This window comes from Stenotrophomonas sp. SKA14 (assembly GCF_000158575.1).
Classification (GTDB): domain Bacteria; phylum Pseudomonadota; class Gammaproteobacteria; order Xanthomonadales; family Xanthomonadaceae; genus Stenotrophomonas; species Stenotrophomonas forensis.
Genome location: NZ_DS999412.1, coordinates 3,270,224 through 3,291,350 on the forward strand (window position 1 = coordinate 3,270,224; position 21,127 = coordinate 3,291,350).

The window sequence follows — 21,127 nt, forward strand, 5'->3', positions numbered from 1 at the left end:
CCCGTCGCAAAACATCTGTTCCCCGGAGAGCCAAATGAGCCGCAAGTTCGACTACCTGGGCGATGTGGAGGTGTTCCTGGCGGTGGTCGAGCACGGCTCGTTCACGGCCGGCGCGGTGGCGCTGTCCACCACGCCCTCAGTGCTGAGCCGCGCGGTCACCCGCCTGGAAGCGCGGCTGGGCCGGCAGCTGCTGCAACGAACCACCCGCCGCGTGGGCCTGACCGACGCCGGGCGGCTGTATCTGGAACAGGTGCGCACCGCCTTCGGCCTGCTGGACGACGCCGAGCGCGACGTACTCGCCCAGGACGGTGCGCTGGCCGGCCGCGTGCGCCTGAGCGTGCCCACCACCTATGGCCACTACCGGCTGCCGCCCGTGCTGGCGCGCTTTGCGCAGCAGTACCCGCAGGTGCAGGTGGAACTGAACATCACCAACCGCAACGTGGACCTGGTGGCCGAAGGCTTCGACCTGGCCATCCGCCTGGGCCAGCTGCCGGACAGTGGGCTGGTGGGGCGAAAGTTGGAAGATGCGCCTTTGATGCTGGTGGCTTCGCCGGAGTACCTGCAGCGCCGGGGTGCGCCGCAGACGCTGGACGACTTGCAGCAGCACCTGTGCCTGCCCTTCGTGATGCCGCGCACCGGACGGCTGGCGCCGTGGATCTTCCGCGACGACGGGCGCGACGTGGACTGGCTGCCACGTTCGTCCATCGAGACATCCGACGATGTGCTGGGCGTGGTGTCGCTGGCCGAACAGGGCATCGGCATCTGCCAGAGCTATGCGTTCATCGTGCGCGAGCGGTTGCAGCGTGGGGAGCTGGTGGAGGTGCTGCCGCAGCTGCGGGGGAGATCGCGCCCGTTCTCGGTGATCTATGCGCCGCATCGGCGGCAGTCGGCGGCGGCGCGGGCGATGATTGAGTTGCTGGTGGGGAACGCGACGGTGGTTGAGGACGGCGTGGGTTGAGGTTTCTGCTGCCTTCCCGCGGTGTCGGCTTTGGACCGCTTTTCGGCCTGTCTGACTGATCGCGCGGTGCTGCGGCCCGGTTCGGAATACGAATTGTTGTAAAGGCGGCTGTCTCGCTATCCCCTGAAGGCACGGGCGATTGCGACGCTCTTGTTCGCGATCAGCAGCGCGTCTGCGCGAATGCGTCGGATCGTGAGGCCTACGGCACGAATAGTGCGTGCCACAATAGATTCCCGCTCTCGAATTCTGCGATCTCTTCGCGAATTTCAATTGGTATTCGGAGCGACCGCGTAAACACCATGGCGCGCCACCGACAACGGGTGGCCGGGTCTGCAAACCCGCGTTTGATGTATGCGTCTGTAGTTTGCGCTTGCCCGTCGGCACCGTCCCCAAGCGGTGCCGGCGGGCAATCCGTCGGCCTGTATGGCGGGCGGTGCGTGGGGGTCTTCGGATCCACCGGCCATATGACGCTACTTCATCCCGGTTTGCAGCCACGCATCGTCCGCCACCTTTTCACGGTGGCACTGTTAAGTACAGCCACGGAAGCCGACGCCATGAAAAAGTCCGACACCTTTTCCTCGTACACCGTTGTTGAGCCCATCAACGACGACACGCCCCTGCCCGACCTGAACTCCCTGCTTGGCATCCTCACCCGCATTCGTGCAGGTGAAGGAGCCGACGGGCTGCCCTGGCCGGAGAACGATGTGTCACCCGGCCGCCGCGTGAGCCTGGCGAAGAGCGAACGCGCGATGGTGGGGGCGCTGACAGTGCTGGAGGTGCTGCACGCAGCAGACCGCTGCCGGGTGGCAGCGGAGCCGGAGCGGCATCTGGATGAGGGGGTTGTGGATGGACTGTTTCTGGCTTGCCGGGGGTTGGTTGAGTGGGCTTGCCGGGAGGTTAGGCCGGAGTGAGTGCGCTCACATTTGGCAAGGTCAACGCTATTCGTTGGATCAACGTCCGCTTTTCGTCGGAAGCGGACTTCCAAGAAGCGACCGTCGCCGTCGCCGAATGCGAGTTGCATGCATGGATCCTCAACGTGTGCCGCCACTGTTTACCAGGCCGCCGGTCAGCGGCCGGTGCTACCTACGGAATTGATCAGAGCATCCCTAGGTCAGGCGGTATGAGACACTTGCCATACACACAGCCGTCCCCCCGCTCACTCTGCAGGCCCAACAAACGTATTCACGTATTCAGCGCCGTTGCAATCCTCTTGCGTCGCTCAAGCAAGAAAGCCTTGTACTTTCCACTTCCAGCAGCGATGCCTCAACCGGGACGCACTGTGCTGCGAGCGCTGGCTCGCCAAGCTGGTCCACCAGCGGGGGCAGGTAAACCGCCGGGGCCTTGTCGCTGATCGCGCGATTCGTCTTGCCGCCGATGAAGACCAGATTGGCGATGTCATCCACCTCGCGGGCAGTGAAGCTGGTCTTCAGTACGGCTTTGGGAAAGATGTGATGGAACTGCAAGCGATGCTAGGCGCCCGAATGATCCAGAGCAATGGTCAGATGGCTGCGACAATCTTTCGCACCGGCAGCGCGGAAAGCCAGGAACATGGTCTTGAACAGTGCGCTGCGCTGGTTGCGGCCTTCCAGCTCCTCCGCAGTAATGTCCAGGCGGCCGAACTGCAGGCGCAGCCGGTCGATCAGCTCGCTCACCGCTCCGCCCTGACGAATATTTGCCAAATCCTGATCCAGAATGGTTTCGCTGGAGCCTCGGGAGAAGCGGCCTTTGGCATTGGCCATCAGCGCCCAGTAGCGCAGTTGGCGGGCCTCATCGTTGCTCAGCGCATAGTTGCGGCTATGCCCTAAATGCGCCAGCACCACCAGCAGGAAAGGCGACGACAACAGTGCCGGGTTATCGATGCCAAGATTGCTGCGCAGGAAGTTGAGCGCGAATTCCATGCCACTGCAGGCTTCTTTCCATGCCTTCTGCAGCTTCTCCACATTCAGGCTACCCACGATCTGAAAACTTGATTGACCGGTGGCAAACGCCATCAAATTCTTCAAGTGCAAACCGAGATCAAGGTCAAAGCCCGTCTTGGCGCATGCCTTCTGGAAATCCTGGAACGTCTGTAGCGAGTGCCGCCACTTGGCGGTGATCTGCGCCAGAGCCAGGTCGGAACTGCGCAGCTTGGCTCCCAGTGAATTGACCCGGACGAAGATTTCCGTGACCTCATCATAGGAAAGCCTGCGTTCCAGCACATCCATCCGATAAACGTACTTACGGATGCCACGTAGCCGGGCCAGGCGCTGGCTGTACTTCTCGTACCGCGGATCGTCAAAACCACTAATGCCAGCACGTTTGAGGAAAGGCGCATCGTTGTCGGTCTTGAACACTTCTGACACTTTCACCCAATGCGGCAACTGCTCCAGCTTCCTCGTGGCCACCACGAACGTCATCGTGTTGAAGCGCTTGAGCAGTTCGTCCTTAGTCGAGTCCGTCTCATCGCCAATCAGTTCGCTATCGTCGCCACCATCATCCTCGTCGTCGCCGTTCTCTTCCACTTCGGTCACCACCGCCAACTGGTCGGAATGTTCCAAGTTGAACAGCAAGTCGATAGGCCGGCGGCGACCGCGCACCGATACTGGCTCGCCGCGAATGACGGCAGAGAGCGATGTCAGACGCTGCTGACCATCCAGCAGAAGCCGCGTGCTCTGGTAAGAATTCGTGCTCTGGCTGGCCGCGATATCCTGCAGCGGCACAGCTTCATCCGTTTCCCAAAGCAGGATTGCGCCCGATGGGTAGCCGCGACACAGCCAATCCAGAAGATCGCGCACTCGCGTGGAGCGCCACACATACTGGCGCTGCATCTCTGGCAAGCGCAGTTCGCCCCGCTCGATCATTGATACCAGTTCTTCAACGATTGCTTCGGCCTTGGCTATGTTTTTCCTTCGATCATGCACCGAGCAGGAAGCGCTCGCGGTGCCACTTTAAATAGTGCCGGTGCTCCGTGGCCAGCCAGCGCAACGTCATTCCCGAATGAATGCCAAGCACAGGCAGATCGCTTTGGGACAGGCGGGGGCTGCTCAGCAGATGCCCGGTATCGTCGAAGCTGATCAGAAAGCGATCGAACAGCGCATCGAGATTGGCCACCAACAGAAAGCCGTTGAAGGCATCCAGCCGCTCGGCATCGTCGGCACATTCAGCCCAGGGTTTGGCATGGCTGGCACGCAGCGCTTCAGTCACAGCGACGCCGGTCACTGCGCAGGAACCACCCCAGTAGGTCAGCAAGGCATCGCGATAACGCGCCTGCCCCACGCGCTGACGCACCAGGCGTTCGACTTCTGTGCCTCGGGCTTCGGCAGGCATCGTTTCGACTGCTTGGGCCACGATCGCGTGGTAATCGCGCACTGCCTGATTCGGCAAGGCCTGCGACAGGCTGGCCGTGCGGCGCAGGAGAGCCGCCAAATCAGGCAGAGTCGGCACACAAAACACATCATCGGCTCCGGCCCAAGCTTGGAAGCTGCGCAGCAGTTCCGGCAGCAGCACGGGTGTAGCCGGTTGAAGACGCAAGCTGAAGCCATCGGCCGATGCCGTCACTACCGTCTGGCTGCGATGGCGGGCCGAAGCCAGTATCACCGCATCGCCAGCCGACGAAAACACGTGCTCGAAGCCGTTGTCGTGGCCGGCTTTTTCGATGAGGGCGCGTTGCAGCGGGTTCATTCAACCAACTCTCGACCCAGTCTTCGGAAACTCATTACTGTCTCACCTTTTACAAATCTCTTTTTAAGAGACGATCAGCAGCTGGCGAACCGCGAAGCTGCAGAGCAAGCCAAGGTGCTTGTGCATACTCATTCGGAGGCGGGGTAGTAGTTGTCACGATGTACTGAAACAAGGGGGCCGGTCCAAATCCTTCCAGTTCATGCACAAGATGAAATAGACCGTGGTACAAAGCGAGCCCAAGGTCGGCTTCACGTGGGCTGTCATGGATCAGGAAAGCCGGAAGCCTCGTCTCACCATCGATACTCATGCACAGGATCGCGAGATCGAAAGCCACGACTTTCAGCGAATCGATCGCAGATGTCGAACGATCACCACCCATCTGGACAACCAGGCTCAGCCCGTTTCCGGTCAGTCGGATTTCGCCACTGGCTTCAGGTCCGACCAAGCGTCGGATGATCGGGTCGAACTTCTGGGCAAGCTTCGAGAAAACAGTCGCGTTCTGGTTTTGCAGCGCCGCGATCCGCTCCCGCACTTGCTCTATCTCGTTTTGATGCCTATCCAGGCGGGCTTCGGTAGTTTGCTGCTGTTCGAACAGCGAGGCCAGGCGCTCGACATCGTCCACGGCCTTGCGTGCGGCATACCACGCCCCATCGCGCTGTTCGCGAAGCTTCAGCAGGTTCTGGTAATGCTCTCCCCTGCGCGTTGCATCCTGTTTCGCCAACGCCAGCTCAGGTCGCAACTGCTTCAGTAGCGACTTGGCTGACTTCAGACGCTCCTGTTCATCCTTGAGCGCTTTTCTGCCGTTCTCCAACCTAGCCTTGCAAGCCTCCAGATCTGGAACCTTGTGTGACAACCCGCATTGACTCGCCAGCACGCGGTCAATGGGCACCTCGCAGATGGGACAAGGATAGTTTTCTGCTTCCTTGAGCGAGTAGGCCAGTGTTGGATATTCGCCCTTGATCGCGGATATCGCCCGCTCGATGACTGGTATCACAGCCTCTTGTCTTCCTATATTGGCCTGGACTCTTGCCACTTCCGATTGGGCGCTTTCGTGCGCCTGCCGGACGGAATCAAGGTCCGAGGTTGCGCTCGCACCGTCGGACTTGGTTTCTGCTGCCAAGCGCTTCTGCGCCGCCCGACGCAGGATTTCGACACCCAGAGTGCCTTGCGAAAGCTCATCGTCCGTAACGCCAAGCACTTCCAGAAGCTGCTTTCTAAGCTTTCGAATTTCCCAGGCGCGATGGCCAATTTCCTGCTCCCGGCTACGGCTCGACTCGCTCATGGCAGCGATGTCTATACGAAGCGTCTGCTCGGATGGGTCGATAGCATTCAATAGGGCTCGCAGTGTCTCCAGTCTCTCGGTTCGGTTCAGCCCCCGCGCCGGCGACTCCGAGTCGGATAGTGAGGATCGCCATTCAAGAACATGGTCGAATCTGCATTCCTGGTCCCTGCTCAACAGCGCCAAGGCAATCTGCCAGGCCTGATGCTCTTGTTTCTTGTCAGCGATCAGATCTCTGACGCCTGGTGTCAACAGATTCTCTTCGATGACGTTGAGCAACGGGGACAGGCCAGTGGCCGGCATTTCGCTGAGAACAAGTTCATTGAGATTGCCATCCAGTACCGCAAAATGCCGCCGCCGGATGCCCAAGGGTCGAAGGACGGCCCAACAGGCGCCATCCAGCACGACTTCCATGCCAACCCATCCGTTGGGAAACGCCGAACCGATTCCGTCGCGCTGATCCTCGGGAGCAAACTTGTCCTCGCCCAGGCAATAGCGCAGCAACCTGCAGAACAAGGTCTTGCCTCCGCCATGACCGATGCCATTGTCGTCCGGCGTCCAGACGATGTTCAGGCCTGGACGTAATGGAACATCTTGCAAGGGCGGCTCTCCAGGTTTCTCCCATATCACCAGCCGCCTCACCCATAAACGTGGCTCATGCATCTGTGCCGGCGGAGTGAGGCATAGCGGTTGCTGGAACATGTCAGGCTGCGGTTTCAATCCATCCCCCTATCTCATCAGGCAACTCGCGAATGACACGATCAAAGCTCTGCCCTTGTGCATGCAGGAAAGCAAGAATCATCTGGGCGCGCCCTTCGGCCCATTCTGCAGCAGGCATATCCAGTTCGGCATCTTTTGCCCAAGTTCCTGCCGCCAGATCTTCAACCAGGTAGCCACTGCTTCGCAGGAAGCGCACAGCCCTGCCCCAAGCCTGATTTGCACGCGGTATGAAACTCAACACCGCCCCGGACAGCGGTGTGACTTCTTCGCCTATCAGGCGTTGCCAATCCAGAGCATCCTGCGCGTCTAGCAAAGGCGTCATCAGCCTGGGCTCCAGCGCCAAGACAGCGGCGAGGCGTACATGGCGCACCGGCCATGGAGCATCCGCAGCCTTCAGCAAGGCGGCCAGGACAAGCCCCGTCTCCGCAGCTTCATCCTGTTGCGGCCGTGCCCAGATTCCATCAGTCAAGGACGCTCGATCCGCGGTCTGACGAACCAATGCGTGCTCTGCTTGGACATCTCGCTTAAAGGCGCCCAGCACCAGCTTCTGGGTGCGGTATTCGCCGAATTCCCGCAGTTCCTTGTTCTTGAGCACGCGGAAGGTTTCGCTGGGGTAGTCTTCGCCCAGCACGTCGGCGGGGTCGAGTATGTAGCGCAGTTCTTCCTCGGTGAGGCCATAGAGTTTGGCGTAGTAGGCGTCGAGTTCGGCGCGCAGAATGGCGCGACGGTCGGGGTCGAAGGCGAAGGGTGGGCCGTCGTAGCCCAAGTCCTGCGCCCAGCCGGCTAGATCGTGGGCGGTGTAGGTGAGTTCCAGTACTCGCGGAACGATAAAGACGAGATCGGCTTTGGTATAGCGCTCAGGAGGCAGGAAAGGAAACTGCTTCAAGTAAAAGTAGGTGAGCGATGTCCCACCAATTTTTTGGCGAGCGACATAATCCAAGGCCAGTGAATTAAAGTTACCCAGTAGTGCCGCCGAATGCTCAACAGATGGTGATGATTTGGCGAACCAGAGTGGAGTTTTGTGATTGACTCCTACCCTCGGCATCACCGATGCAATTACTGTTCGTTCTACAGAGCGTAATGCGATATCTCGCCATCCCATCAGCCAATCTTGCTCCCATTGCCAAGTCACGCTGCCATCGCGGTCGCGTTTGCACAGGCGCTCTTCTACCTCGGTACGATTGACCCAGTAGCGCGGGGTGACAGTGAAATCAGAGCAAGTCTTTTCGGCAAGTGTTACATCGCGGCTGCTGCCGTCTTTGTCATAGGTGGCCCAGCGGTGGTCGAACTGATGGATGAGCTTGGCCTCGTACAGGGGGAGGCAATCTGAGGCTGGCTCGTACGTGAACAAGTGGCTCGCACTGGTCATGTTGAACAGACCCTGCGAGAAAGTAATTCCCCATGGATTGCCGTTAGGCTTACCCTCCTCAATCAGCACCGGCGTAGAGCGATAGAGCTTCTTGGTCAGTTCAGCATCGCGCTCGCTGCGGAACACTGGGCAGGTGAGTGTGTTGGGGTTGATGAGGGAGAATTCGTCGGGTGTTAGCGTGAACCACTTTGCTGACTCGCGAAGATCCTCAATCGTCTTTGCATCAAAAAGAAATTCTGCGGCGGCGGCATTCCCTAAAGTCAGCAAGCAGAACGACTTTCTGTCATCTGTCGCCTTGAACCACGCACGCACCTCATAAAAGCTAATTAGCTTTACCAATCGTCGCGCGCTTGTTAAATGGTCAAAATAAGCCTTGGTACTGTCGTCAGTGGCAATACCAGTGGGCACGATAAAGCCTGCTCGTCCGCTGGTGGCGTGAATTTGTAGAATGGTTTCGGCAAACAGCGGATAGGTATTGAGCTTACCCACAGCCGTCAGGGGATAGCGTCCAGACTCACGATAGAAGTTATTAGCAGCCGCAATCTGTTGGCTTTCTTTTAGAAATTCTGCCCAGAGGGGCGGATCGCTCATTGGCAGAGTGGCGATGGCCTGTTTGCGTTTGTCGCCAGCTAGCTCCGCGACGTGAGACGCTCGGGTGGCAAAAAATTCTTCTTCACTCAATTGCGACACTTCCCACGGCGGATTGCCCAGCACGCAATCGAAACCGCCTTGTGCAAACACCTGAGGAAAGGCCAGTGGCCAGTGGAACACGCGAGCTTCTTCGCAGGCTTGCCGCGCGGCCGCCAGCGTGGGCTGCTGGTCGGGAGGCAATTCGCAGCCCAGCAGGGTCAGGTAGAGCGTGGCCGTGGTAGGGATAGTCTGGGCGTTGCTTTCGATTTTGGGCAGCAGGTAGGCCCCCATCAGCAGGTCGGCGGCCTGGGCCAGCCTGCCGGTGCGGGCGCTGTGCAGGTAGTGTTCGTAGGCTTGCGCCTTGGCGGCGATCTGTTCTGTGCTGTCTTCGGGCAGGGCCTCCAGCGCGCGCAATGCGGCGAGGCCGTTGTCGTGTCGCTGCACCAATTCGGTCTGGCCAAAAGCTTGCGCGGTGCGCTTTTTCTCCAGGTTTTTGAGCGCTGCGGCATTGGTTTTGGCCAGTGCCTTGCACACGCCCCTGTCGTCGCCGCTGAGGGGCTTGAAGGCATCTTTGGCGATGCCTTGTTCCAGCACGTGCAGGTCGGTCAGGCCGAGCAGGGCGTCGCCGACTTGTAGGTGGTGGTCGAGAAAGCCGAGCGGGCGTCCTTCCTCGTAGCCCTCCAGCCACAGGGCCATACGCGCCAGTTCGATGGCCATGGGGTTGCGGTCCACGCCGTAGATGCAGTGGGTCACGACCTCGCGCAGGGCATGGCGGTAGTCCTGCGGCTGGATGGCGCCTTCCTGCCCGCCTTCGAGGCTGCGCAACTGGGCCAGTTTTTCCGCTAGACGGCGGGCTGCGGCGAGCAGGAAGTGGCCGCTGCCGCAGGCGGGGTCGATGACGCGGATGGCCAGCAGCGCTGCGGTGGGGTTTCCCGGGTTGGCGGCCAGGCGCTGTTCGATGACTGGCTCCAGTGCGCTCTTGATCAGCTCCTGCACCAGGCTGTCGGGGGTGTAGTAGCTGCCGGTGAGCTTGCGGGCGTTGCCAGCGGTGCTTCCTTCCTCAGTGCGGCCGACAAAGCCAAAGGTGCGGGCTGGCAGATCGATGGTGGGCACCAGTTCCAGCAGGCTTTCATAGACGCTGCCCAGCTCTTCCGGCCCCATGTTGCGGTAGTCCACCGGGGTCAGGCTGCTGCCTTTTCCCTGGGCCACCACCGCCCAGCGCAGGTGTTGCAAGGCCGTGAGCAGGTGGGTGTTGTCCAGGCTGGCGGTATCCAGATCGGGGCATTGTTCGGGGGCAAACAGCCCGCCCAGCGCGGGCAGCGCCAGGCGAGGCTCGCCCCGCGCCAGACCACGGATCACGATTCGAATGGCCTGCCACTGGTCGTCATGGCGGGTGCGGGCGCGACGCTTGAGGCAGAGTTCGCGCAGGTGAGCCAGGGCGTAGCCTTCGGCATAGGCGCGGCGGGCGGCTTGTTCTTCGGCGCTGTCTCCCTGCGGATGCAGCACGCCACGCTCTTCCACGGTGAATACGAAAATGAGCCGGTAGATCAGGCGCAGCAGTTGTTGGAAATATTCATCCTTGCTAAGCGTGCCGTCGTTCAGGGCGGCACGCAGGGCGTGGTTGGCGGGATGTTGCAGGAAGCCTGCACCGAAGGTCAGCAGGGCCCGCTCGACGCCATTGCGCAGGCCGTCGCGCACGCGAGTGCCCTCCTGTTGACCTTCGCTGCGCCATTGCTCCCAGATGCACGCCGTAACGCTCTGGCCGAGGCGGGCTGCGCGGCTCGCGTGCAGCAAGCGCCAGACATTGGCGAATTCGGCGTAGCGCTGGCCGCCGAGCAGGTCAGCCAGATCGACTTCGAGAAAACTGGGGCGGGTGAGGCTAGCCGCGTCGCGCAGCAGGCGCAGTTGTTTGCCATTGCTGACGATGCCCCATTGCAGCGGTTCGCTGGCGTTGAGCAATTCCTGCATGGCCTGGAATGGGGCCTTCTTGCGGTTGCCGCCTCCCTGCACGGCAAAGCACGCGTCGGCCTCGTCCAGCCCCAAGGTGTGCGGGGCCACCAGCACGGGCAGGCTGCCAGCCATCAGGCTGACCGGGTAACGCAGTTCACCCACTTGCTGTGCTGCCGTGGCTTGCAAGGTCGCGTAGCCAAACGCATCGCGCAGCAGTTCGTGGATGAAGGACGTAGTGAGCTGCGCAGCATCGATGTCGGCGCGCCCAATCTGCGCGGCGAAGTGCTGCCATTGAGCGCAGGCAATCTGGAAAGCGCGGCTGTATTCATCCTTGAGCTTGACGCCCTTGGGGGTTCCGTAGTCGGCCTCTAGCTGTGCGTTAGCGCGGCCATGAGCGGCCTTTTCCAGTTGATCAGGCAGGAATAACCCCCCTTCGAGCTTAAGGGTGGGCAGGTTCAACGCGGCCTGGGCCTTGCGGATGCGTTTCATGATTATTCTTCTCCAGGCCCAAGCTTATAGCGAGTCAGGCAGCAGCACGTACACGCCCATCACATCGACCGGCAGACAGGGGCTGACGCTGTACTGCCCAACGTCACGGGTGGCTTCGCGCACGCGCTGGTGGTCGGCCAGCAGGGCATTAGCCCGCTCTTGGGCCACCGCTCGCAGTTGCTGCGGATGCGCGGCGAGGAAGTCGAGCGCGGTTCGGATTTCGCGCTGTGCCGCCTCCGGCTGCAGGTTACCGCTAGGCGTGCATTCGAGCAGGCGACTCACGCCATCGTCGGCCAGCCATTGGGGAGCGTTGCGGCCTTGCACAGCCAGAGCAACGGTTTCTTCCGCCATCATCTGGAAGGGTTCGCGACGGCGTACGTAGCTGAGCTGGTGGCGCAGGCGCAGAAGATAGAGGGTGGTGACGACCTCCACGTCATTGGTAAGAGTGGCAGCACAACGGCCGGCCATTGGACGTTCGCCTCCAAGTGCGTCTTCCAGCAGGTGCTGAGCCAGCAGGCCAACCAGCGGATGACTGCGATGCAGTTCACTGAAGTCGATGAGCTGGGGTTTGTCGATGCCCTCGTCGGCTAAGCGTTGGCGCAGGGCATCGGGGAGGTGCTGCGGCGAGAAGCGTGCAGTCTGCTTGCGACTGACTTCCAAAGGTGATCCCAAACGCACGCAAGCGCTTTGCAGGAAACGCTGAACGTCATCCTGGGTACCCAAGGCCTGCTGCTGTTTGTACCATTCGGGCAGCACCTCGTCTGGCTTGATGCGGCGCTGGGCGAACACAGTGCGATTGGCCTTGGCTTTCTCCAGCGCGTCGCGCCATTGGGCTTGCAGAGGAGCGAGCAATTGCTCCGGCTCACCGAAGTCGAATGCGACCTGCGGCGATGCGGTGCGACTTTCGCTGCGCTGCATCAATGCCGCCTTGACCAAGGCGGCATTGATGCGAGCTTCATCCTCGGGCATGGGAACGAGCACACCGAGCTCCTTCTGAATGGCCTCGCCCTTCTTGAGGATGACGTTGAGCACGAAGCCATCCACCGGGTTGTCTTGCCCGTAGAGCATGGTGCAGCGCACTTCATCGGCCTGCTGACCGAAACGATCGACGCGGCCTTCGCGCTGTTCGTGGCGAGTGGGGTTCCAGGCCAGATCGTAGTGGACGACAGCGGTGAACAAATGTTGCAGGTTGATGCCCTCGGAGAGGCAGTCGGTTGCGACCAGAATGCGCTGCTCGGCATCCTCCAGCCCATCCACACGCTCTCGACGCTCTTCGGGGGTGAGTTCACCAGTGACGGCATCGACCGTGGCCCTCGGAAAAGTAGCCTTGAGGTGTTCGGCCACGTAATGAGCGGTGCCGATGTAGCGGCAGAACACCACCGGGTAGTAGCCATCCTTCACAAGAAGGTCAACATGCCGGAGGAGCGCAGCCAGCTTTGGATCACCGGCCTTGCCGGAAAGACGTTGCGCGTCGGCAATCAGGGCTTGCAGGCGCGGCGCAGCATCTTGTACCTGGGCAGGCGGCTCCAGATCACTACCGGAGAGGTCATCGGCCTTACCATCGTGCAGGCGCTCATCGCCGAGAAGCGCCTCATCCAGCACAGTACCTTCTAGCCGCGTAGTCAGCGCCTTAACGGCGGCCGCGGGCGACGATGCCACGCACCGCAACAATGCCAGGGTGGCGTACCAAATGAGGCGCCCGCCGCCTTGCTGTTCTTGCTGCTCAACGGTTTCAGCCAGTTCGCGGCAGTAGTCCTGCACGGCGTCGAAGAACGCGCCCCATTCGCCGCTGAGCTGGTAGGTAAGCTCGGTTTTCATGCGGCGAGGAAAACCTTGTCCGTCATGGGCTTCGGTCTGCCATTCAACGATGTCCTTGCGACGGCGCTGGACGAAGTGGCGGGCCAATTCCTGACGCAGCGGGTCGGAGGCCGTCATTCGGCCTTGCAAGGCCGCAAAGCGCGGATCGAGCAGCGACAGCAAGTTGTAGAAGGCGGTTTCGTCACCAGAGTGAGGGGTGGCGGTCAGCAGAATCAGGTGTCGCTGCGCGTCACGGGCAAGGCGTTGCAGCAACTCGAAGCGCAATTGCTTGCCTGCGCCGCTGCTGGCGCAGGTGTGGGCCTCGTCAACGATGATGCATTCGGGGGCGGTAGCGAGAAACTGTTCGCGGTGGCGTTCGCTCTTGATGTAGTCCAGGCTGACGACCACCACGGGATGATGGTCGAACAGGCGCACTCCATGCGGTAGATCACGTTCGATGCGGGAGGCCGAAGACGAAGTCAACGCCACGGCCTGAAGGTTGAAGCGGGTTTCCAACTCACTTTGCCACTGCTCGACAAGGTGTGGCGGGCAGAGAATGGCCACGCGGGTGATTTCGCCACGGTCCATGAGCTCGCGTGCGATCAGGCCGGCTTCGATGGTCTTGCCGATGCCAACGTCATCAGCGATCAGCAGGCGCACAGTGGACAGTCGCAGTGCCATCAGCAACGGCACAAGTTGGTAGCCGCGAGGCTCCACCGCGATATTGCCAAAGGAGCGGAACGGGCCGGCGCCTGCGCGCAGGGTCAGGCGCAAGGCATCGCGTAGCAACAGCGCGGCGGCATGGTTGCCGGCGCGTGCAGGATCGGGCCAGTCGAACGTGGCAGGTTCGACGGGATGCAGTTCCAACTCGGGGATCAGGGCGATGCTTTCGTCATCGGCGCCGCTCAATGGGCGCAGGCGCAGCCAGTCGCGGCGGGAGTCGCTCTGCACCACCCATTCGCGGCCTCGGGCTCGCACAAGGTTGCCGGGTAGAAAGTCGTGTTCGAGGATCGTCATGCGCCTTTATTCCTTGGAACCGAACACATCGGCGTGCGCGGCGAATTGTTGTGGCCAGCGTAAAGCGTCCGAGAAATCGAGCACCTGCCAGCCTTTGTCCTGCAGTACGCCGGTGGTCTGCTCATCCACAGCGGACAGAAACACCAAAGCACGAGATGCCTTGTACTGGGCCGCCGCAGTGGCTACGCCATTGTTGACGGACACGTTGACCGCATCAGGTTGCACGGCTCCTGCCTGGCTGAGCGCGGACAGCCAGGCGTCGAGTGGCTCGTCTGCCAAGATCGTCGCTGCAACAGGGGCCGCGCTGCATTCCACAGGCTGTACCTGAGCATTGGCCAGCGCGACCAGCAGCTTGAGCGCATCCGCATTGCGGCGGTTGATGTGTTCGTGATCCGGCTGGTTGAAGTAGGACAGCAGGCACTGATAGCAGCCGGCTTCGCACTGATGATTGCCAAGTGCATCGGTCCGCTCCAGCGACGGCAAATCGTCCAGCGTCCAAATGCCGCTCTGCGGTTTGCGATAGTGAATCAGTTGCAGGGCATTGCTGGCTACGAGTGCAAGGTCGTCGCGATTGTTTGCCAGGCGAGTGAGCACACCCGCACCGCCTTCCGCCGCTTCGTAGAACAGCAAGGCGCGGCGCTCGTCGGACTTCGGCAGTGGCTCGACCACCAGTTCGGACTCCTCGATCTGGAAAGTCATTTCGATGCCGCGCTTGAGCGCGGCCTGCAAAGTGGCCATGGCCTCCAGCGACAGGGCATGTACGGGAGCGAAGATCAGCAGATTGCGATGATCTTCCACAAAAGGAACGATGCGCTGGTTGGGTACCTTCTCCAGCAAAGCATCGTCGCCGCCCTGGTCGTCTTCCGCATCCGGTGCGTCCTTCTTGCTCCAGGTGCCCGTGACGGGATTGATATAGAAGCCCAGTTGCTCCTTGTCTTTACGCCTGCGCCAGCCGCGATTGATGCGCCAAATTTGCGCAGCGGGCGCGTAGGTGAGCTCGCCTAGCACGTCCTCGCCTTGTTGGATCGTGGCCTTCTGCTGCTGGATACGGCCATCGGGGCCGGGTAGAAAGCGGTAGGTGGTTTGCAGCTCGAAGCCCTGACGCTGGCGCTCTTCGTCGTTGATGGAAATGCGCTCGGTGGCCACGGTCTCCACGGTTTCGATGCGGTAGAGCTCGCGCACCCAATCGTGCTCGGTGAGCAAGGCGTCGCAGTTCTCGCAGCGATTGACCAGCGGCTGTTCGCCGCCCGACTCGCCGAGATGACCGTAGCCGCATTGGCTGCACACCAACGAGGCAATGGTGGCCAACTGGCTGTTGCCGGAAATGTGGTCTGTATTGCCTACGTTGAGCTTGGCACGCACCACGCGGTACATGCGGCCCTGGTGATAAATGAGGCTGCGGGGGCCAAATTCGGACAAGGCCAGGAAGCGCGGCCGGCTGACCATGCTGCCTTCGTCATCCTTGCCATTGACGGCCTGGCCGCCACGGGCCGGAATCCAGGCCATCAGTGGCAGGCGCGGGAAGTTGTAGCCAGGCAAAAAGCCTTGGCTGGCCAAGTAGCGATACGTATAGAAGTCATTGTTCTGGCCGTTGCCGGACTTGAGCAATACGGCGTACTGGCGCGCGGCGTCGCCATAGCGGCGCTGGGCATTCTGGCGCTCAGTGTGCGAGGCGGTATGGCTCTTGACGATGCGATCAGCCATATCCATCTGTTGGCGGGTGGCATCGAACAGCACGCGCCAGCGCTCCAGCGCCCCAGAGAACGCTTGCGCCGCGTTGTCGATCACCTGGCGCACATAGTCAGGCGTGAACCAGGCGCTGCCTTCAAGCTCGCCCTCAAGCTGGTTGATGACCCGGTCGGCACTGGCCGAGGCCCGGTGCTGGACAGCCTGCGCCCGCAGTGCTTCGTGCAAGGGCTGTTTCAGTGGCTTTCCGGGTTGGTCGAGATCCAGCATGGGCGCAATGCTGTCGTCCAGCGGCACCTGGGTGCTGGCCAGCCAGACCGCTTGCAGATGGCTGTCGATGAGATCGCGATTGCTCAGATCGAGGGTTGGTGCGCGCACGACGCCATGCACCATTTGCTCGGCATTGCGGAAGAACCACTGGTCATGCGGGCTGAGTGCCGCACAGTAGGTGATGACCAGAGCCTGCTGTCCCGAACGGCCCGCGCGACCGCTGCGCTGGGCATAGTTGGCGGGGGTCGGCGGCACATTGCGCAGGTACACAGTGTTGAGCGCGGAGATATCCACGCCAAGCTCCATCGTGGGGGAGCAGAACATCACCGGTAGACGTTCCAACGGCGCTTCGTGGGCCGGGTTCTGCGCCCAATCCTGCCTGTCTTTCTCGGTGTAGCGAAAACGCTGCTCCAGCAGTTGCCGGCGCGGCGCATCCACCTGGGCGGTGTGTTCCTGGGCCTCGAAGTCGAACAGCGGATGCGAGGGCTGACGCAGCAGGTCGGCAATGCCGACGTACAGCGTGCGGAAGTACTGGTTGATTCGATTGCTATCAGTTTGCGGCTGATCGGCAATCAGGCACCAGTCCAGAGCAGCCGCGTTCAGGCGCCAGCCTGCGAGCTGGGCGTCGATAGGTTGGCGCTGCACATAGCCATAGTCCTTGGCGGCCTCCAGCAGCGCTTCGATCAGCTTAGCCCACTCGACATCTTTCCACTGCGCGACCTCGCTGGCGCATGCGCTAATGCACCAGAAGGCGGCCGTCTTTATTTGCCGCAGCAGACGGGAGCGCGGACCACCTGTCACCAAGTCGGTACGCGGCCTGCCCTTGTATTCCGGGCGCTTGCCGAGGATGAGATAGCGGCCGGTATCGAGTTTCTCGTCGGGAGCGAAGGCCCAACGCTCATTCAAGTAGGTATGGGCACTGGTGCGTGCCTTATCCTGCTCGACCGGGTCGAGGTAACGACTTTCCAGGCACAGATGGCGGCGCAAGGCGTCGAACAGCAGTTCGAACAGAACTGTCCGCTGCACTGCCGTCAATTTGGTCAAGGTACTGTTTGCGGCAAAGATGCTGGCGTCAGCGCAAAAGGCATCTAGGTCTCGATACCGAATCTGCAATAGGCCGAGTTGATCCAGATTCGGATTATTGAAGCGCCAGCCACGCCGTAGATCACGCAGTAGCCGGTAAGCGATGATGAAGCGCAATGTGCGTTGCGCTTCTTGTCGGGCCAGTCCCATAAGCTTGGGGGTGCGCAGATACTCCACCAAGGTCGCTTCATCGACCCCTTGAAAGCCGAGGGCCTTGAATACGCTTTCGGACAAGTGTTCTTCATCGAGTTGGCCGCCGCTGCCTTGCAGTGCGCCGATCAAGCCGGCACGCAGCGTCAGCAGAAAAATGAAGTCGTTGAAATGTCCCGCCTGCAGAGCAGCATCCTGGCGGTTGTCGGTAAACCCAAGCAACTTGCGTGGGTCAGGCTGCCCTGGCACAGGTTCGGAAAGCGCAAACAATTGCTGCAAGGCCGCCAGGGCAATCATGGTCGTGGCCGAAGAGCGGCCTTCGCCGGACAGGCTGGAGAGGCGGTTAACATCCTTGCCGTGGGCTTCGTGTGTCGTGCCGCAGTTCAGGCAGAAGCGGAACTTTCCCGGAATGAACCAGAACTCCGTCCCCGAGCCCGGTTGCCCTTTGGCATCGACCGTGACCATATAGGGAACGGCATTCTTGTAGGTTGGCTTGATTTTGGGTTCGTTACGGCTGAGGTCGATCCAGGTCTCAGGCAGGTCTTCGAGCTGGCCGCCGTATTGCTGCCCAGGCACCATAGGACACAGGAAACCATAGCTGGCGTCGTCTTCTGCCGCGATATCGTCGATTTCACGTGAGCTGAAGCTCACCGGTTGCTGTGCGTGCCAGACAGGTAGGTACTCCTGTCCACAATCGCGGCAGAAGTGCGTCGGGTAAAGCAGTACATTCTCTTGCTGTCGCCCCGGTGCGAAACGCTGAGCATCGAGTGTGACATGGCGCTTACCTCGCGCCTCCAGCGTGGTGAGTACTTTCCCTGGACCGCTGATAAACTGATGCAGCTTGAACGCGAAAGGCGGCCTGCCCTGGGGCGTACGCACATTATGTGCAGCCACAAGGAAGCGCTGCAGGGCGGTGCGAGCGGCTTCAGGCTGGCAACCCGCGTCTTCGGCGAGACGGCGGCTGGCCACTTCCAACATCATGGGTCTTGCCCGCCTAGGAGGCTCGTCGGCAGGTAGTTCGATACCCAGGTTCAATTCCACCCAGATGGATAACGGATCATTGCGAAAGGCGTCGAAGTCAGCCCAGACATTCTGCTTTCGCGTAATGGCCGCCGGTAGTTCTGTACGGATGGCGTTGACGTCCTTGAGCGGGTTGGTAACGCGCTCCAAGGTCTCGCCGATGACGTCATGCTCGCTGATCTGGGTGCCAAAAAGTTTGCTAGCCACATCAGCCACCACGCGGTTGCGATCGGCTTGGCTACCCTTGCTGGACATAGTGGCTGACGTGCCGATGCAGACTAGTTGTTCGGCTTTCAAGCGCTCTCGCAGGCGCCGAACTAGCAACGCAACGTCCGCCCCTTGACGGCCACGATAGGTATGCAATTCATCCAGCACCAGGAACTCAAGTCCCTCGCAGTGTTCCACCACACGCCGATCCACTTCGTCGAAGCGCGTGAGGATGTACTCCAGCATCATGAAATTAGTGAGTAGGATATCGGGCGGGTCATCCGCGATGGCGCTGCGTTCCGCCCTGCTCTCCTGGCCGGTGTAGCGCTTGACGGTGAAGGGACGAAGCTCTGGCTCATAGCCATGCAGAAACTTGTCGATTTCTTCCAGCTGGCTGTTGGCCAGAGCATTCATCGGATAGATGACAATGGCCCTGGTACGTGCTTTGCCATCGGATTGCTTGGCCTTGAGTATGCGGTCGATGATCGGGATGAAAAAGGACAGGGACTTTCCCGACCCCGTTCCGGTAGTGACCACATAGCTTTGGCGTTCCTGGCCTTTGGCCAAGGCTTCCATCTGGTGCTTGTAAAGATGCAGGGGTTCTGGCGAACCTTCAGACTTTCCGACCTGGAAGATCTCTGCGCAGGCAGCATGCAAGACCCCCTGAGCAGCGAGGTTCTGCACCGTACCTTGGCGTTGGTAATTCGGGTTGATCTGCACCAGCGGCTCAGGCCAGTAGCGACCTTGCGCATATTGGTGTTCGACTTCAGCTTGGATATCAGACGCAGCAATGCGAACGAAACTGCGAGAGAAGCTGCCGTATCGTTCGATGAGCTGGTCGCGGAATTGGAAAACGTTATCCATGGATATTCCTCACTGATCCATCTTGTGGCCAATCACCAGGACCACTGCACTGACGGTGGTGCCTGCTGCGATGCGCTTCCGCTTCGTACGCCGCACCCCGTCCCTACCCTTCAGCCGGCCAGATGACTCTATGCATACCAATGCCGCGCTATGGCACGGACCTACGAGGGCTTCGGCTGACCGCGCGGCGTAAATGCGGTAATCATAGCCATTAAATGCGGAATTTCCCACGCAAATGCCCTATTAGCGGCGTCTGATCACCCCACTCTGAACCTTGGCCCGGTCGCAGGTGGCCAGCATGAATGACTGGGGATGATCAGCGGCAATCAGCTCACAAGCGTGCGCCATTTGCAGGAGCACTAGACATACAAAAAGGGCGCCTCTCGGCGCCCTCGTTCTTTCAACTCACTCCCACTCAATAGTCGCCGGCGGCTTCCCCGAGATGTCATAAACAACCCTCGACACCCCCCGCAACTCATTGATGATCCGGTTGCTCACCGTCCCCAGGAATTCATACGGCAGGTGCGCCCAATGCGCCGTCATGAAGTCGATCGTCTCCACCGCCCTTAGCGCAATCACCCACTCATACGCCCGCGCATCGCCCACCACGCCCACCGACTTCACCGGCAGGAACACGGCAAACGCCTGGCTGGTCTTGTCGTACAGGTCGGCCTTGCGCAGCTCATCAATGAAGATGGCATCGGCCTTGGCCAGCAGTTCGGCGTATTCGCGCTTCACTTCGCCCAGGATACGCACGCCCAGGCCCGGGCCCGGGAACGGATGGCGGTAGACCATGGTGCGCGGCAGGCCCAGCTCAACGCCCAGGCGGCGCACTTCGTCCTTGAACAACTCGCGCAGCGGCTCCACCAGGCCCAGCTTCATGTGCTCCGGCAGGCCGCCCACGTTGTGGTGGCTCTTGATCACATGCGCCTTGCCGGTTTTGCTGCCGGCCGACTCGATCACGTCCGGGTAGATGGTGCCCTGCGCCAGCCACTTGGCGTTCTTCAGCTTGTTCGACTCTTCATCGAAGATCTCAACGAACAGGTTGCCGATGATCTTGCGCTTGGCTTCCGGGTCGCTCACGCCTTCCAGCGCGGCAAAGTAACGGTCGGCGGCATTCACGCGAACGACCTTGACGCCCATGTGCTCGGCAAACATCGCCATCACCTGGTCGCCTTCCTGCCAGCGCAGCAGGCCGGTATCCACGAACACGCAGGTCAGCTTCTCGCCGATGGCCTTGTGCAGCAGCGCGGCCACAACCGACGAGTCAACGCCGCCGGACAGGCCCAGGATCACTTCGTCATCGCCCACCTGCTCGCGCACGCGGGCAATCTGGTCGCCGATGATGTTGGCGGCGGTCCAAAGGGTCTGGCAGCCGCACACATCCACCACGAAGCGGCGCAGCAGCGCCTGGCCCTGCAGGGTGTGGGTCACTTCCGGGTGGAACTGCACGCCGTACCAGCGCTTTTCTTCGTTGGCCATGGCGGCCACCGGAATGCGGTCGGTGGTGGCGGTGATGGTGAAGCCCGGCGGCGCAACGGAGACGTGGTCGCCGTGGCTCATCCAGACATTCAGCTTCGGCTCGCCGCCGTGGTCGCTCAGGCCCTTGAACAGCGCATCGGGGTTGATCACGTTCACTTCGGCGTGGCCGAACTCGCGCTGGTCAGCGGCTTCGGTGGCACCGCCCAGCTGCGCGGCCAGGGTCTGCATGCCGTAGCAGATGCCGAAGATCGGCAGGCCGCTGTCGAACACTTCCTGCGGCGCAGCCGGGGCGCCCGGCAGCGTGGTCGATTCCGGGCCACCGGACAGGATGATGCCCTTGGCGCCGAACGCCGCGATCTCGGCCGGGTTGTGGTCCCACGCCCAGATTTCGCAGTAGACGCCCAGCTCGCGGATGCGGCGGGCGATCAGCTGCGTGTACTGCGCGCCGAAATCGAGGATGAGGATCTTGTCGTTATGGATGTTGGTCATGGCGCCC

General features: G+C 61.0%; 10 protein-coding genes. 2 read left to right on the forward strand and 8 right to left on the reverse strand.

Features of this window, described 5'->3' with window-relative positions:
- Positions 1-34: 34 nt before the first annotated feature.
- Positions 35-958: a LysR family transcriptional regulator gene (locus tag SSKA14_RS14705; protein ID WP_008266787.1), complete on the forward strand. Its 924-nt coding sequence runs from the start codon at positions 35-37 to the stop codon at positions 956-958.
- A gap of 554 nt (positions 959-1,512) precedes the next feature.
- Complete coding sequence (locus SSKA14_RS14710) at positions 1,513-1,869, forward strand: hypothetical protein (protein ID WP_008266254.1); 357 nt, start codon at positions 1,513-1,515, stop codon at positions 1,867-1,869.
- Between the two features lie 279 nt (positions 1,870-2,148).
- Here SSKA14_RS14710 and SSKA14_RS24180 read toward each other — a convergent pair whose 3' ends face one another.
- From SSKA14_RS24180 to guaA, 8 genes are all read right to left on the reverse strand, one after another.
- Positions 2,149-2,421, reverse strand: a complete 273-nt coding sequence (locus SSKA14_RS24180) for a hypothetical protein (RefSeq protein ID WP_008266317.1) — start codon at positions 2,419-2,421, stop codon at positions 2,149-2,151.
- Positions 2,422-2,427: 6 nt separating this feature from the next.
- Positions 2,428-3,798 carry a DUF262 domain-containing protein gene (locus SSKA14_RS14715; protein ID WP_232281403.1) on the reverse strand — a complete coding sequence of 457 codons (1,371 nt, stop codon included), beginning with the start codon at positions 3,796-3,798 and terminating at the stop codon, positions 2,428-2,430.
- A 52-nt stretch (positions 3,799-3,850) separates the two neighbouring features.
- Positions 3,851-4,618 (reverse strand): HNH endonuclease, encoded by a 768-nt coding sequence (locus tag SSKA14_RS14720; RefSeq protein ID WP_008268386.1) that lies wholly within the window; start codon positions 4,616-4,618, stop codon positions 3,851-3,853.
- A gap of 49 nt (positions 4,619-4,667) precedes the next feature.
- On the reverse strand, positions 4,668-6,599 hold the full coding sequence (locus tag SSKA14_RS14725) for a chromosome segregation protein SMC (RefSeq protein ID WP_198283612.1): 1,932 nt from the start codon (positions 6,597-6,599) through the stop codon (positions 4,668-4,670).
- 1 nt (position 6,600) lies between these two features.
- The gene (locus tag SSKA14_RS14730; protein WP_008266286.1) at positions 6,601-11,055 is read right to left on the reverse strand and encodes an N-6 DNA methylase; all 4,455 of its coding nucleotides are present in this window, start codon (positions 11,053-11,055) and stop codon (positions 6,601-6,603) included.
- Positions 11,056-11,079: 24 nt separating this feature from the next.
- Positions 11,080-13,869 carry a helicase-related protein gene (locus SSKA14_RS14735; protein ID WP_008267771.1) on the reverse strand — a complete coding sequence of 930 codons (2,790 nt, stop codon included), beginning with the start codon at positions 13,867-13,869 and terminating at the stop codon, positions 11,080-11,082.
- Positions 13,870-13,875: 6 nt separating this feature from the next.
- Positions 13,876-19,149 carry a DEAD/DEAH box helicase gene (locus tag SSKA14_RS14740; RefSeq protein WP_008268372.1) on the reverse strand — a complete coding sequence of 1,758 codons (5,274 nt, stop codon included), beginning with the start codon at positions 19,147-19,149 and terminating at the stop codon, positions 13,876-13,878.
- A 405-nt stretch (positions 19,150-19,554) separates the two neighbouring features.
- Positions 19,555-21,120 carry a glutamine-hydrolyzing GMP synthase gene (gene guaA / locus SSKA14_RS14745; protein ID WP_008265287.1) on the reverse strand — a complete coding sequence of 522 codons (1,566 nt, stop codon included), beginning with the start codon at positions 21,118-21,120 and terminating at the stop codon, positions 19,555-19,557.
- Positions 21,121-21,127: the final 7 nt, after the last annotated feature.